Source organism: Neotamlana nanhaiensis, from assembly GCF_000943555.1.
Taxonomy (GTDB): Bacteria; Bacteroidota; Bacteroidia; order Flavobacteriales; family Flavobacteriaceae; genus Neotamlana; species Neotamlana nanhaiensis.
This window is the reverse complement of record NZ_JTDV01000003.1, coordinates 139360-155529: the sequence shown is the minus strand read 5'-3', so window position 1 is coordinate 155529 and position 16170 is coordinate 139360. Positions and strand designations below refer to the sequence as shown.

Genomic DNA, 16170 nt, shown 5'->3' with positions numbered 1-16170 from the left:
TGTTGTAAAAATAGTAAACAAATTTCGTCTAAAACAATAACTCGAAAAAATTCAAGTTTATAGGTTTAAATATTATGTGCATCTTTGTAAAAAATTAGCATTGAAAACTAACTTAACCGCATTATTTATTCTACTTTCAACACTGGTATTTAGTCAAGCTGTTAGGAAATATTCTAACGAGTTTATGACTATAGGTGTCGATGCTGCCGCTTTGGGAATGAGCAATGCGGTTACGTCGCATTCTTCTGATGTAAATTCGGGTTATTGGAATCCGGCGGGATTATTAAAACTTGAGGACAATCAGTTAGCATTAATGCACTCCAGTTATTTTGCCAATATTGCGAACTACGATTATATTGCCTATGCCATGCCTTTAGACAGACAAAGTGCGGTTGGTATTTCACTCATCCGTTTTGCAGTTGATGATATTTTAAACACTACCCAACTGATTGATGATGAAGGCAATATTAATTACGATAGAATTAGTTTATTCTCGACAGCCGATTACGGATTAACATTTTCGTACGCTAGAGCTTTACCGCTTCAAGGATTGAATTACGGTGTTAACGCTAAAGTGATACGACGCATAATTGGCGATTTTGCCTCGTCGTGGGGATTTGGTTTAGATGCGGGTATTCAATTTGAATCGAATAATAATTGGAAATTCGGTATTATGGCACGAGACATAACCACAACTTTTAATGCTTGGGCTATTGATGAAGAAGAATTTGCAACCGTACAAGATGCGGTTGAGGGCCAGAACCAAGAATTACCCGAAACCACAGAAATTACCATTCCTAAACTACAAATAGGAATATCGAAATTAGTTGACTTTAATTATGACTACACCCTCTTAACCGCCTTTAATTTAAATGTGCGTTTTGAAGAAAACAACGATATAATTTCAACCTCGATAGCAAGTATAAATCCCGCCTTAGGTTTCGAATTTGGCTATATCGATATGGTATATTTACGAGCTGGAATGGGGAATTTTCAAAATGAAATGCAAATTGACAATACCGAGCAACTCAGCTTTCAACCTACTTTTGGTGTAGGTTTTAAATACAGTGGTATTCAAATAGATTATGCCTTTACCGATATTGGCGACCAAAGTGTAGCCTTGTACTCTAACGTATTTTCATTGAAACTCGATTTTAGTATGTTTAGATAAACAGCAGGTTAAATTTCAAATTAAATCTTAATGAAAAATTCGTTACTACTTTTATTTATTTTTTGTTCGTTTGAAGCTCTTTTTAGTCAAAATTTAACCTTATCTAATCAAGCCGAAATTAGTGTTTTAACAGTTGGCCCTGGAAATAATTTAAGTGATGCCTTTGGCCATAGCGCTTTTAGAATTAAAGATCGTGCCTTAAACTTAGATGTAACCTACGGTTATGGTGAATACGATTTTGATGCGCCCAACTTTTATTTAAAATTTGCCCAGGGAAAACTTAATTACCTGATAAGCGAAACTAACTTTAACCGATTTTATTTAATTTATCGCGATTATTATAACCGTTCGCTTAAAGAACAGGTTTTAAACCTGAAACAACACCAAAAACAGGCGCTTTATAACTATTTAGTAAACAATTACAAACCAGAAAATCGTGCCTATTTATACGATTTCTTTTTCGATAATTGTGCTACAAAAATTAAAGATGTCGCTCAAAAAAACACTAATAACAACATTGTTTTTAACCTTCCTAATGATTATAACGATGCTACTTTTAGAAACTTAATTCAAGAAAACTTAAACCGAAATTCTTGGGGCAGCTTAGGTATTGATATTGCTCTTGGCAGTGTAATAGACCAAAAAGCAACACCAGAGGAACAGATGTTTCTACCCAAAAACATTCATTTATTTTTTGAAAATGCCACTATTAATAATGGAGAACCTTTAGTCAAAAAAAGTCATTTACTATTTGATAAAATGCCAACAAAATCTAGCGATTCTTTTGTAGTTAGTCCGTTGTTTGTTCTCGGCATTATAAGTTTGTTCATCATTTTCATCACCTATAAAAATTACAAAAACAAAACACAAAGTAAATGGCTAGATATAAGCCTATTTGTAATAACTGGCTTAGTTGGTATTTTTATTTTACTCCTTTGGTTTGCAACGGATCACCAAAGCACGCATAACAACTACAACTTACTTTGGGCATTTGCACTTAATATGTTTGTTATTGGTCAATTTTTCAAGAAAAAAATAAATGCTTGGTTTAAAAATTACATTAAGTTTTTAATCATCATGCTTTGCCTTTTAACCTTGCATTGGATTATTGGGGTACAAGTTTTTGCTATTGGGTTAATACCTTTGCTTATTGCTTTAATGGTAAGGTATATCTTTTTAATCCAACATTATTCAAATAAAAACTAGTAAATTTAACTACTACTGCCCTCTAAAATAAATTACCGTACTAAATGTTTTAATCAAGATAATAATATCTAGAAAAAAGCTTCTTCGTTTAATATAGTACAAATCGTATTGCAGTTTTAACAAACTATCATCAACCGAAGCACCATAACGCGTCTTTACTTGCGCCCAACCGGTTAAACCAGGTTTAATAATATGTCTTGTTTCGTAAAATGGAAGCATTTGCGACAGTTCTTTTACAAAAAACGGGCGTTCAGGTCGAGGCCCAATAAAACTCATATCGCCACGCAAAATATTTAAAAATTGAGGCATTTCATCTAAACGTGAATATCTTAAAAACTTACCAAATGGTGTAATTCTAGAATCGCCCTTTTGTGCCCAAACTGCGCCTTTTGCTTCGGCGTTTTTAATCATGGTTCGGTATTTAATAATTTTAAACAACTTTCCGTTTTTACCAACGCGCTCTTGCGTATAAAACAGTTTCCCACGGTTACCAAAGGCATTTCCTATTAAAATTAACGGTAAAAAAATCAAGGCCACACCAACACCTATAAAAGCCATCACCAAATCGAATGCACGATGAAAAAACAAATACAATTTATTTTGATTGCTTCGGCTAAACGGAAAATATTTATAAAAATCTTTTCCCACAAATTGCACTGGTACACGTTGGGTTAATTCTTCGTACACCTGTGTATATTCCTTTATTGGAAATCCAGACTCCAGCAGCCTAATTAGTTTATAATAGAGATCTGATGTTATACTTTCGGAATTATAACTAGCAATGACTATTTCGCCAACACCTTTGCTAGCAATTACATTATGAATCTGGTCTGGACCATATTCTTTAATACCTTTAAATTTAATTTTTTCCTGATTCTTTAATTCACAATTAATAAAACCAACAATCTTATAATTTGGATCAGATTTTTTAAACGCATCAATTATTGTCTCAATATTAGAAGTCTCACCAATTATTAAAACTCTTTTAAAAAACCGAGGCGATTCAATAAAATTACTATAAATATAACGCCATGAAAAAAGAGCTAATAGCATCGAGAAAAAGAAAAACAAAATTTGAAGACGATTAGCTGGTAATTCTGGAGTAAAAAAGGGTGTTAACAAATAAAACAATACTGTAATAGACACCGTAAATACTATACTTGACGAAATTTTTTCAATTTTACTCGATTTTTGCAAATCGTACATTTCAAAAATGCTTCCAAAAACCGAAACATAAATAATTAATACCACAACCCAAGCCCATCTATCTTTAGTTATTGTAAAATAATCGAAAGCAAATGTATTGCTAACAAAAAAAAGGAAAAATAGAATAAACAGCACATCGAACACGCGAAGCAAAATTTTACGTTCCGAGAGGTTAAAATGTAAACTAGTTTTAGGCATTAATTAGCGTTAGTTTGAAGCGATAAAGATAAATAAGTTATTTTAATCTGCTTTTGATTATTTAAGAAGTTTAATCCACTGTTTTTTAACCACTTCCCAACTAAAATTTTCAACATAATTTCTTGCTTCAACAGCTAATGTGGCCGCATAATTAGGGTTAGCAGTCAATTTTTTAATATTAAAAACAAAAGCATCAACAGTATTAGGCGCTACCAAAATACCTGTTTTTTCCTGCTGAATTAAAAAAGGTAAACCACCAACATTTGTGGATATTACTGGCAACCCCAACGCCATAGCTTCAATAACGCTTACAGGCATATTATCGAAATTGGTAGTATTTATAAAAATGTTATAATTTTTGGCCATTTTAATCCATTCTGTTTTACCTAACTTTCCTGTAAAGGTTACATTTAAATTTTCGCTTTCGGTTATTTTTTTTGCTTCCATTAAATTACCATTAACGTCTGGCCCAACCATACATAAGGATGCATCAATACCTTCATCCTTTAAGGCTTTTAAAACTTTTAATGCTAAAATAGGATTATAGATTTTTGAAAAAGACCGCACCCAAAGCAGTTTAATAGTATTAAATTGTCTGGCTTTAAACGTGTAATTTTCAATCTCTATAAAATTGGGAATATTAATTATATTAGAATAACCAAAACTCCTAAACCTATCTTCCATATATGCCGAAGGCGCCACATTAACATAAGCATTATTGAAAATATATTTTGAAAGTTTAGCTGAAGATTGTAATCGTTTTGGCAAATTACCTCCATGTAAAATTGGAATATATTTTAACTTTAAAATTCTACAAAACATGCTAATAAAAAAAGCATAGTAGAAATTTAATGTACTGTAAGTATCAATTAAAACATAGTGAGCCGTTTTTCGATTTTTGAAGCATACATACAACATATGAAGCATACGTAACACTATATTTCGCTTATGCGATGCCGATGTTACCAAAAAACCTTCAGCCGCCAACAAATTCGATAATACATCAATGGAAGACAGATTAGTTTTTAAAGCAGCATTTGCCTTATTTCCTATGTAAACAATATGTTTCACGAATTTGTTCTAGTATTTATCAATTTTGGTGAATTCGGTCGTTTTGCACGATTCGATTTAAACCTAACATCTAGTAAACTTAAGCCATACACAAAGGCTGGAGCAGCAATTCGCATTGCAGAATGATTAATTGTTAAAAACCAAAACAAATAAAATGAATAGAAAAATACATTGTTTTTATTTCTAAATCGAAAAATCATTGGTACTAATAATAAAATTGAAAAAGCCAAAACACCAAATAAACCATGTTCCGCCAAAATACGAGTCACCTCGTTGTGCGATGCTGCCAAAATACCTTCTTTTTGCTCGCGAAGTACTTTTATTTTTCCTACACCTACGCCAACAACTGGATTGTTTAAAAATTCATTAAATTCAAACGAAATTAAATCACTTCTACCAGTGGTAACATCTTCTTTTTCTCTACCTAAAGCATCTCTATTTGCATATCTATTTTCAATTAACCCACCCGTTTGTAACGACGAAACTAACCAAACCGATAATGCCATTGCCCCAAAAATAATCACTAACCTAGTAATTCTAATTTTAGCTTTAATATTTACTTTTTTAAAGTAAAAAAACAAATATGCCGCAATCATAAACAAAGCGGTTAAAACACCACCGCGACTAAAGGTTACAACACCTCTAAAACTCATGGCTGCTAAAAGAGTTCCTGAAATAATTTTTAAAAAAATATTAGGCGACAACATAAAAAAGCGTGCCGTAAGCACAAACATACCTAAACCCAAAACGGTGGATACTTGATTGGGACCAAAACCACCAGAAGCCGCAAAATTCGACCCCGTACCAGTAACGGTTTCTTTAATATCTGGAGTGTAAAAAAACAAATAAATGGTCATTGATATTAACGGCAACGCCATATACAACAAAACCTTGTTTAAGTTTTGAAAACTAATTTTTCGTTTATAACAAAATAAAGCAACAACACCTAAACACACTGGCCCACTGAGATTAAATGCAATATCGGTTCTTAAATTTGAGCCAGGACTCGCATTAAGTCCCGCTACAATTATACCTGGCAATAACAAAAATAAATACGCAATATACCCCAATGGCTGGCTGGATAATCGGGTAGTAAAAAGTCCCATAAAAACAAACAAGATAACCAAGTACTTCGACGCTTCGTATAACACATTCCCTCCCGTCATTCTAATAAAGACCTCCGAACCAACAACATAAGCACAAGCCATTAATACTTGAACAGGCTTTTGTGAAGGTTTTGCCGTTAAAATTTGATTGACAAAATACACAACAATGCCAAATAAATACACTTTAGACAAAAAGGACAAGGCATAAATGGCTAACCCAAGTAATACATGAAACCCTATTTTTTTTATGTAACTAAAATTATTCAACCAAGTAATTGTTTGTATGTTTTAATTATTGCTTTTGTTTGCGATGCCTCGGAATAATGAGCTTCAATATGTTTTGAAAACAGTTTAGCATGGTTTAAACGCAATGCTTCGTTCTCAATATACAACAACATGGCTTGAGCCAAAGCATTAACCGAATTTGAATTAACTAAAACACCATTTGAATGATTTAAAATAACATCTCCTATTTCTCCAACATTAGTAGCAACCACCGCCAAACCGGCAATACCATACTCTAAAATTGCAATGGGTAAACCTTCAGATTTTGATGATAGCACTCCTATTTCACACTGAGTTAAAATATTATAAACATCGCTTTTTTGCTCGTACAAAAACACATTTTGCTCAAGTTTAAGTTTTTCAATTTCAGATTTTATATGAGAATAATAATTATCGTTAAAACTTTTACCAACACAATGTAAAGTCCAACTTTTATGCTTTTCTACAACTTCTTTAAAAGCGTTTATTAAGGTTACATGATCCTTTTGCGCCCTAAAATTAGCCAAACAAACTATGCGCATTCCAGATTCGCCAGCTAATTGGGTTACTTTTATTGTTTTGTTTAAGGTTGCAAAATTAGGTAAATAGGATACATTTTTATGCTTTAAATTTGCTTTTACCCAAGTTTCAAGTGTTGTATTTACCGTAAAAATATGCGAAAACAACCTTGAAAATACTTTTAAAACTTTAAAGTTTCTGTGTTCTAAAAACTCGGCATTTCCATAATGGTCGTGCCAAACAATTTTAATTTTACTGTTAAAAAGCTTTATTATACTTGCTAAAAAAAAAGATGAAGAATGTGCATGTATAATTTCAATTTGATTCGATTTTATAAAAGAATTTAACTTTTTAACGGCCTTAACATCAATAGTTTTTGTTTTAGCGAGGAAAAGAAATTTAACTTCTGGTTTAATTTCCTTTTTTAATAAACCTTCTTTTCGTGTAGCACAAATTGCCGAAAACGCCATGTTTTTTGATAAAGCATTTGCCAAATTAACGGCAACGCGCTCTGCGCCTCCTGTTTCTAATGAATCAATAAGTTGTAAAACTCGCATTTATGCCTGTAACAATTTAACAATTTCGGTCTCGAAGGTATTTAAAGTATAACTTTGCGACCATTTTGATGCTAATTTAGACATTTCTTGCAGTTCTTCTGGCTTGTTTAAAAAGGAATCAATTTTTTCGACAGCCGAAGCTACATCTGGATTAATTAAAATACCGCGCTTACCATAATTTAACATAAATGGCACGCAAGAAATTGAAGTTGAAATTGGAATAGTTCCAAAAAACATAGCTTCAGCCAAGGCTTTTGGCCAACCTTCAGACTTCGACGGCAATATTAAAAAATGAGCTTCGTTTAAGGCTGTTTTTATAACATCTTTCTGCTGGTTTCCTAATAATTTTACTTGTTGACTTATATTATTGGCATCAATATATTCTTGTAATTCTTCCTTTAAAATGCCTGCTCCATACAAATCGAATGATACGTTGAACCCCTTGTTAATTAACGCTTCAACTATTTTTACAGCTAATAATGGTCGCTTTCCAGACACTAAACTTCCTAAAAAGATGAATTTAAGTTTTGATGTATAATTTCTACATTTAACTATTTCTTTTTCATCTTCTGTAAAAGAGGCTGTGAAAAAAGGTTTTATGTTTTTAGTTTGATTTGGCCATTTTCCGTACACTAAAACCTGCATGTTTTTGGTTAAAAAAGTATTGCTTAAAATACGCTTTTGCAATCTGTAACTTAATGGTTGATTGGACTTAGGATCCCAATTTCCGGCATATTTTGCCGTTTTTGGTGTTTTTGGAAACAATATTTGAACCAAACAGCCCAACAAACCAATATTTCCTGGGCATCTTAAATGCAAATGATTGGCTTTTTTACTCGATTTAAAAATGGACCATAAAATTAACGGCAAGTTAAGAAGTGATAAAAAAATGTGTTTTAGGCTTGTAAATTGTATTGCTGGAATTTCAACAAACTTAATGTTGTCATGCTCATAATTTAAATCGATTGCTGAAATATTTTCGGAGGTTTTTGGGGCTACAATAATAACTTCATCTACATATTTCATCCAAATATTCATCTCACGTACATAAGGCGCGTAACCTAAAATAGATTGCCCTTTAAATTTGTGTTTTACGTGTGTGATGATTAGAAAAGTCATGGTGTTATTCAGATAATTCGGCAACTTTTAAAATACGAGACAAATAGTTTTTAGGGTGGATATAATTTCTGCTCCATATAAAATTAGCTTCACACATTTTTAAATAGTTTTTATTTTCCAACAAACGTTCAATTTTATCGGGAAGCTCGTTATAAGCCGAACGAGAAGACACTTTTGAATAATTTACACCTTCATAAAAATCGTCAATACAAACATTTAAAGGTGTTGTTACAACTGATTTACCAAAAAGCAAATACTCGCCAATTTTCCAACCTGGAGTATTTTTTAAACCATCGTCTGCAATACCGATATTAAATTTCGATAATTTTTTTAAATAACTCTTTTTATTAGATTTTGAAGGTGGCAATACTAAATCTGAAGCTATTTTATTTGATAAATCATCGGCGTATAAACCCACTTCTACATTTTTAAATTCCTTTTTTAATATTCTACATGCATTAATCCTAAATTCATTTTGTAACGTTCTCCGCTCCTTTTCATCTGGATTAGGATTGTTATCTGGATTCCACAATCGGGTATAATAAATGATGTTTCCTCCAAAATCGGAAACTTTTTTAGGATAATTTTTAATATCTAAAGTACCGTGGCCTGAGTTTGTAAACCAGCCAAAAACATCTAAAGCCCTACCTAATTCTGTTCTATTGAATTTATGAAACAATAAGTCGTTATTTAATTTTAATAAAAGCTGATAACTTTTATAAGCCAATGGAACATTAAAATTTACTGGATATACATTTTTGGATTGATCCTTTTTTAATAACGACCGCTTAAAATAATAGTCGAAATTATCTGAAGCATCAATAAACTTTGTGTCATCGGAATAATCGAAAAGAATGGTTTTGTTTTGTACGGTTAATTTGGCCGAATTATATTTAATCTTTGGATTATAAACAATCTCTGTTCCCATTTTATGATGCTTACAATAGTAAAAATAGGAATACACTAAATGTGTTAAATGATGCGTCCAGACTGATAATTCTAACTTCATAAATAATTTATAACCATTATTTTTGAGCAACAAAAAATATTGTTGATCCTTGATAAGCATTAAAAATTGCTTTGCAAACGTTTTTATAAAACTCAAACGATTTTAAATTTAAATATGGAAACCGTTTTAGTTTTACTTTACAATTTTTAAAATTATAAGCTTCAAAAATGGTAATAATATTGTTCTTTGTAAAAAAATTTAAATGAATTGGAGGCGCGTCTTGATATAAATGATCTTTAGCCCGTTTAGGATAATTTAATATTTTATTATAATTAGGAGTCGACAAAATTATCTTTCCATTTTTATTTAACTTTTTGTAAGCCAACTCCATAAATAATTTTAAATCTTGTAAATGCTCAATAACTTCCCATAATAAAATAACATCAAAAGATTCATCAAGGTCATTCATAATTTTAAAATCGGAATTAATAGTATTTAAATTTAAACTCTTAGATTTTTGGTAAGCCTCTTTATCTATTTCAATTCCTAAATACTTTATATCAGCGTTTTTACTCCTAATGTAAGCGCCCATTAAGCCTATACCGCTCCCAATTTCTAATACCGATTTTTTTTTAGAGTTAAATACATGCTTTTCTAATACTCTAGATCTATTATGGCCAATTTTTATTTTTTCACCTCGCAAAAGCATATTATACTCGTTTATAGAGTAACTTTCGTACTTCGCAGAGTTATTATTATATAACTTATCGTATAGTGTAACCAACTCATCCTGAGTGAATTTATCGAGACAAAAAATTAAATTACAGTGAGTACATTTACCTAAATTAAATTTTTCATTTATTCGGTGTACTTCGTTATGGCATAATTTACAGTTCTTAAACATAATTTTGTCATTTTAAAATTTCAGGCTTATTAAAAATCAAACAAAACCACCCTACAATTCGACCTAACGACTCGGTTAACGCCTGTTTTTTATCTTTGGTATTTATTACATTTATTAGTCGAGTAATGGTTAATAGTAATGCCGTAGCATGCCATTTTAACTTGGCTTTAAATGTTGGCTTATTATATTTAACGCGCCAAACATACCAACCATTTCTTATTACCATTTTACCATACTTAAACTTATTTGGTCGTCCGGATTCGTCGTGAAAATGACTTAACTGTGCGTTTGTATTTATATACAAGTTACCTATTTTAGCTAAGCGCAAACTAAAGTCGGCATCTTCATACAATCCGTAACCTTCAAAATAGGTTGAAAAGGACAACGTTTTAAAAACCTCAGTTTTATACGAAGATACACCACCCATAATTAACTCAACTTCATATATTTTGCCACTAGGCGGTAAAAACCCAATAGACCTACCATGTGCAAAAGTTGGTAAAAATCCAGGTTTAGCATCTGGCAATAAGCTAAATTTATGTCGTAGTTTAAAACGAGATGGCTCGCTCCTACTCCAACCATCAAAGTAAAACAAATTAGGATTATTTGAAATGTTAGTACTCGTTTTTTTCCAAACAACTTCATTTTTTATATAGCCACCAACAGCTAAAGCATCTGGTTTAATTTTATAGGTACCAATTAATGCTTCAAAATAATTAGATTCTAAAACAATATCATCATCTAAAAAGCAAACAACCTCACTATGCGCAGAAACTAAATTTATCCCAAAATTACGTTGTTTGGTTAAGCCTCGATTTGCTTCATCTACCTTAAAATAATTTAAGTTCTTAAACTGATTTTCACTTAAAATCAGTTCAGTTTCATTATTTAAAGAACCATCAATAATTAAAATTTCATCGGGATAAAGTGTTTGCTCCTTAACTGATTTAAGCAAAGTTAGCAAAGCCTTTGGGCGCATGTATGTACAAACAATTAACGAGAATTTCATTGTTTAATTTGGTTTAATTTATTAGCCCAAAACACACTTTCTCGCCATTGCTTTTTAAAAGTTTTAAAATAGATGATTGGATTTTTTATTGATTGACTTCTATAGTACTTTAAGAACAATACTAGTTTATACCCTAACAGTTGTTGTAGTGTTTGATGCTGTAATTTATAATACAAAATAGTTGGCGATGGTTTGGGGCTGTAACCTTGTTTTATCCAATCATTAACATGAGGTTTTCTAAAGCCACCAATTGGCGCTTTTAAATGCAAAATTTCTGGTTCTGGAAAATAAATGACATCCGTACCGTGGTTTCTTAATTGCATGCCATAATCGGCGTCTTCACCAAAATTAAACTCATACACCATATTAAAATTCATGCCTTGCAATGCAGAACGCTTTACTATACTACAACCAGAACCAAAGGTACTCCACTGTTTGGTATTAAAGTTTTGCTTTTTATCGTTGGGTCTCAAACAACTAAAAGTTACAGCATTAATACTACGCTCTTGCATTTTTGTGAGTGCCAATTCGGTAAAATTAGGTTTAACTCTAATATCATCGTCGGCAAAAAACACATAGTCTGAAACAACCTCTTTTAACGCTAAATTTCTAGCATTGCAGGCCCCGGTTTTATGGATAAGCTTATGACATATTACAAAAGGCCAAGTTTCATTATCTATATAATCGAGCTCGGAAAAACTAGTTTCGATTTCATTTTGTTCAACAATTATAACTTTTTTGGGTAAAATAGATTGCTTCCTTAAATCATTCAAAAAATCGTATAAATACTTTTTTCTCCCTAAAGTTGGAATAATGACATCTATACTCAAAACTGTTGGGTTATGTTTTTTTAAAAACTCAAAATCTATATCAACCAAAGTTTTCAATTTACCAACAAACAACGATTTAATGAAGGCAAATAACGGAAGTTGTTTGTTATAAAAAGTAATATTAAACAATAAAAAGAAACTCCAAACCCATTTATAATGTTGTTTTACAAACTTAAACAACATAGTTTTAGATGCTTGATTTCTTGATATAGCTAAATCTGAATTAATTAAAAGTCTAGGCTCGGAATAACAAAACAAACCTTGGCTCATACCTAATTTAGCTATTGAATTTAAAGCATAACTAAACGGTAGATTTAATTTAATAACAGACTTAAATTTTAATAATTGTGAGGCATATATTGTGCCAACTTCGCTGCTCATTAACCATGTTGGATATTTTACAGTTTTATTGACTTTTAAAAACGGAGAATCTTCAATAAACCCGATAGATTCGGGTAAATATTGGGTTTTACCAAAAGACATCATCATATTTTTTAAAGAAAATATGTCTTGAAGTTCTTTGCGATTTAAATTTTCTTTTTGATCGCTATGACACCAAATTAGTATCCTATCCTTATTTTTTTCTGCAATTTCAAAAAGGGCTTCTGTTGTTTTTCTAGCATCAATAATAATGTTTGAATTCGATTTAAAATCGAAAACCTCAACAACTCTATTTTCAGTATGATACAGAACAATCATGCTTTAATAACCGATTTAAAATAATTTAAATTAATATTAGCAATTTCATCTATATCAAATGTTTCTTCAACCTTAATTCTTGCTGCTTTACCTATGGTTTCACAAAGTGATGCATTGTTTAACAATTCAATTATTTTTTGAGCATATAAATTGATGTTTGTTGGGTGAATTAAAAACCCATTTTCACCATCATCAATTAATTCTTTAGCCCAACCAATACTGGTATTTACAACAGGTTTTTGCAATGCCATGGCCTCAATAGTTACCATACCTAAGGTTTCGGCAAAACTAGGAAACACACAAACCTGTGCTTTTTTTATTTGATTTTTCACATCATCGTAGGGTATTTTACCTAAATAATGGACTTGCTCTTTAGCCTTCCCTGAAAACAAACTTTTTACCAATTTGTAAGTTGATTTTTCTTCTGTTTGAATATCAGCCGAATCGCTTCCTATTAAAATTAATTTTGCTTCTGGGTTTTGTTCTATTACTTTATTAAAAATTTCGGCAAGCTCAAAAACACCTTTCTTTCTAATTATAGTACCTACGTATAAAATAGTGTTTTTATCGTAGATTTTAGGTGTTTCATTATTAAACTGATTCAGTAAAATTCCGTTTGGTATGTTTTTAATTTTAGTTTTATTTAAACCAAAAAATTTTAGAGTTTCTTCGCCAGCAAAATTAGTTGGCGCTATAAACGCATCGGCTTTTCTTAAGGCCTTCTTTTCAAACACAAAATTTTTAAACTTTTGCTGTCGTCCTTCTAATTTACAAAAGTAAGCATCACTTCCATGAAAACGAATTACTAAGGGTACTTTAAAACGCATAAACGCCGTAATACCTGTCCAATCGGGAGCGTCTAAAACATCAATTTGTTTTTCAACTACAATTTTATTGATTTGCTTTTGAAGGTATTTTCTATTGAAATACCAACCTAAATACGGAAATTTCTTTTTTGCAATACAATGAATTTCTACACCATTATCGTTAAAAACCTCTGAAGCATTTTGATTATAAACAATTACAAACACACCAACCCCCTTTTTAACCAATGCCATAGCAAGGTTTTTTATGCTTGTGCCAATTCCTGCGGCGTGGGCAACTTTTTCATGCGGATATTCTGGTGTAATAAAACCAATGTTCATTTTAAAATATCTTCAAGCGTGTTCCAAATAGTTTCTGATGCTTTCGTTGGTTGTTTTCCAGCTACAATTTTAAACCACGCTGTTCCTTCTTCAACATTCGATAAATTCCCATCTAAAATCTGCTTTACAAGCGCTTCTAAATCATTTTTATCGGTACAAAAAACGGCTGCTTTATCGCTTGGCATACTACGAAAATGCACGTATTTGTAATTCTGACCAATATCGCGAATGCCTTTTTTTAACTGCGGTTGCTCGTAATTGTAATAAATGCAAGGTTTGTTGTGCACCACAAAATCGAACACTGTAGACGAGCATACATTGGTTACAAACTCACTATGTTCGCAAACATTGTATAACATTTTAAAATCTTCTGGTGTAGGCAGGATTTGATTCCATTGGCTGCCAACTTGTTGCCAAATGGGGTCGATTACCGTAATAATATCTTTACTGGCATTAATTACAGCATCGTAACGTGGCGTATAATCTACAGGGCATTTTCTGTAAATAACACCTAAATTATACCCTTGAGTGTTTAAACTTCTGCATGCATTTGCTAAATCTTCAAGGTAATATTGATCGAGCGGTGAGGTGGTTTCATCGTCACCAGAGTAACAAATATATTTTTTGTTGATATCTAAATTATGTTCGGCAAAAAAGGCTTCCCTTGATTGCTTTAACGATTCATCAAAATGTGGCTCAAACTGCGGTGTACCCGTTACAAAAACCTGTTCTTCTTTTACAAAAGGGTAATATTTAAGCTGTTCGTGTTTCATTAAATCGCTCCAAACGCAGTAATAATCGGTTTCTACAACTTGCATGGCTTTTGGCACGTTATCCCAGGAATACACAAACGCAACCGTTGGTATTCCTAAATCTTTTGCTGCTAAAAGCGCACTTATAGATTGTGTTGCACGTTGGGTGGTACAAAAAACCAAATCGGGTTTATGTTCCTCTAATTGCTTTTTGCAATAAGCGTATTTTGATGTTGAGCGTTCAAGTTTGTTTATTTTCTCACGTAGTTTTACAATACCTTTTTCCGATGAATATTTACCAATTAACCATTTTGTAAATAAACTTCGAAATATATTTTTTGCTCCCTTATAATTAAATGGAAACTTGTAGGTTGGATAAACATTGTCGCTAAATTTATCGCGCGACACATTTAATTCGGCCCGTTTTCTGGCTCTTGAATAAATGGAAAGCAACTTATGTGCGCTTTTATCTTCAATCTTAACTTCGTTAAAACCTAAATTGTCTTTTAACGAAAAAATAGTATTGTTCCAGTAGGTTATCTCGAAACCTTTTTGCTCACCAATCTTTTTAAAATCGGTGAATGCAAAATTTCTTAATCCAACACCGTCGGGAAAAAATATGAATACTTTTTTAGGCATTTGTTATTGGTTTAAAGGGGCAAACAGTCATTAATTTATCACACAAATCTTCAATTACCTCAGCTTTGGGAAGTGCTTGCTTGTTAACAAATAGTTCTTCCAATTTCGGAATCGTCATTTTAGAGTTTACAATTTCAGACTTATAAGATTCAATTAAAACCGACTCGAAATAATCTTGATATTTTATATCATCGCCAAAAACATCATTCGAAAATTTTTGCCAAACCGCAGGAATTCCATACGCATGAGCTATAATAATACCGTGTAGTGAGGACGATACAATTTTTTCGCATGCTAAAAATTTGTTTGTAGTTTCTTCAATATTGTTGGTCATTAAATCGATTAACAAAACGTCCGATTCATTGGTATAAAAATCTTTAACTTTTTTATAATCGTTGTAATGCGGAATGATTCCTATACGGTGTGTTTTTTTAACTTTTGGGTTATAATATCTGGGAAACAATAACGCTGGATCGCCATAAACTTCTGGAACATAGTAACCTTTTTCAATTAAAAAAGCTCTAGTTTGTGGGCCGCGAACCGCTAAAAATGATGCGTTTTCTACATGATATTCTTTTGATACAATACCACTACCCCAAACAATACAATTATTGGTAACGTTAGTTAAAATACTACCTATTGTAACATAAATAGGTTTAAAAAAATTAACGAACGAAAACGCTTTAGGTTTAACCCAAACCGCTTGTTTTCCAGAAATTTTTTCAACTAAATATTTACCCAATAAATCGCCATAATTTTCTTTGGATTTACCTTGCATTTTAATTTCGTTCCACCAAAACAATCGTATTTTATTAGAAGAACTCAT

General features: G+C 31.7%; 14 protein-coding genes. 2 read left to right on the top strand and 12 right to left on the bottom strand.

All coding sequences use genetic code 11. The features are described from left to right. Window positions 1–100: 100 nt before the first annotated feature. Window positions 101–1171: a putative type IX sorting system protein PorV2 gene (locus PK35_RS06065; protein ID WP_044625811.1), complete on the top strand. Its 1071-nt coding sequence runs from the start codon at window positions 101–103 to the stop codon at window positions 1169–1171. A 30-nt stretch (window positions 1172–1201) separates the two neighbouring features. Beyond that, the gene (locus PK35_RS06060; protein ID WP_044625810.1) at window positions 1202–2377 is read left to right on the top strand and encodes a lipoprotein N-acyltransferase Lnb domain-containing protein; all 1176 of its coding nucleotides are present in this window, start codon (window positions 1202–1204) and stop codon (window positions 2375–2377) included. A gap of 12 nt (window positions 2378–2389) precedes the next feature. On the opposite strand, the gene PK35_RS06055 is transcribed toward PK35_RS06060, so the two are convergent. Genes PK35_RS06055 through PK35_RS06000 form a run of 12 tightly spaced genes read right to left on the bottom strand, consistent with a single transcriptional unit; the run spans window position 2390 to window position 16170 of the window. Further along, window positions 2390–3781 carry an exopolysaccharide biosynthesis polyprenyl glycosylphosphotransferase gene (locus PK35_RS06055; RefSeq protein WP_044625809.1) on the bottom strand — a complete coding sequence of 464 codons (1392 nt, stop codon included), beginning with the start codon at window positions 3779–3781 and terminating at the stop codon, window positions 2390–2392. Between the two features lie 57 nt (window positions 3782–3838). Continuing rightward, a complete protein-coding gene (locus PK35_RS06050; protein ID WP_044625808.1) occupies window positions 3839–4852 on the bottom strand; it encodes a glycosyltransferase family 4 protein in 1014 nt (337 codons plus the stop codon). Beyond that, window positions 4849–6225: an O-antigen ligase family protein gene (locus tag PK35_RS06045; protein WP_238320891.1), complete on the bottom strand. Its 1377-nt coding sequence runs from the start codon at window positions 6223–6225 to the stop codon at window positions 4849–4851. Before PK35_RS06045 ends, PK35_RS06050 begins: the two co-directional genes overlap by 4 nt. After that, window positions 6222–7298, bottom strand: a complete 1077-nt coding sequence (locus tag PK35_RS06040; protein ID WP_044625806.1) for a glycosyltransferase — start codon at window positions 7296–7298, stop codon at window positions 6222–6224. The genes PK35_RS06045 and PK35_RS06040 overlap by 4 nt, the downstream gene beginning before the upstream one ends. Then, window positions 7299–8417, bottom strand: a complete 1119-nt coding sequence (locus tag PK35_RS06035) for a glycosyltransferase family 4 protein (RefSeq protein WP_044625805.1) — start codon at window positions 8415–8417, stop codon at window positions 7299–7301. 4 nt (window positions 8418–8421) lie between these two features. Beyond that, window positions 8422–9426, bottom strand: a complete 1005-nt coding sequence (locus tag PK35_RS06030; RefSeq protein ID WP_131474397.1) for a hypothetical protein — start codon at window positions 9424–9426, stop codon at window positions 8422–8424. Window positions 9427–9442: 16 nt separating this feature from the next. Continuing rightward, window positions 9443–10270 (bottom strand): class I SAM-dependent methyltransferase, encoded by an 828-nt coding sequence (locus PK35_RS06025; RefSeq protein ID WP_082048534.1) that lies wholly within the window; start codon window positions 10268–10270, stop codon window positions 9443–9445. A gap of 7 nt (window positions 10271–10277) precedes the next feature. Further along, window positions 10278–11279: a glycosyltransferase family 2 protein gene (locus tag PK35_RS06020; RefSeq protein ID WP_044625802.1), complete on the bottom strand. Its 1002-nt coding sequence runs from the start codon at window positions 11277–11279 to the stop codon at window positions 10278–10280. Then, window positions 11276–12808: a glycosyltransferase family 2 protein gene (locus tag PK35_RS06015; RefSeq protein WP_044625801.1), complete on the bottom strand. Its 1533-nt coding sequence runs from the start codon at window positions 12806–12808 to the stop codon at window positions 11276–11278. Before PK35_RS06015 ends, PK35_RS06020 begins: the two co-directional genes overlap by 4 nt. Next, on the bottom strand, window positions 12805–13953 hold the full coding sequence (locus tag PK35_RS06010; RefSeq protein ID WP_044625800.1) for a glycosyltransferase family 4 protein: 1149 nt from the start codon (window positions 13951–13953) through the stop codon (window positions 12805–12807). The genes PK35_RS06015 and PK35_RS06010 overlap by 4 nt, the downstream gene beginning before the upstream one ends. Continuing rightward, on the bottom strand, window positions 13950–15344 hold the full coding sequence (locus tag PK35_RS06005; protein WP_044625799.1) for a glycosyltransferase family 28 protein: 1395 nt from the start codon (window positions 15342–15344) through the stop codon (window positions 13950–13952). The genes PK35_RS06010 and PK35_RS06005 overlap by 4 nt, the downstream gene beginning before the upstream one ends. Continuing rightward, window positions 15337–16170, bottom strand: a complete 834-nt coding sequence (locus PK35_RS06000) for a polysaccharide pyruvyl transferase family protein (protein WP_044626060.1) — start codon at window positions 16168–16170, stop codon at window positions 15337–15339. The genes PK35_RS06005 and PK35_RS06000 overlap by 8 nt, the downstream gene beginning before the upstream one ends.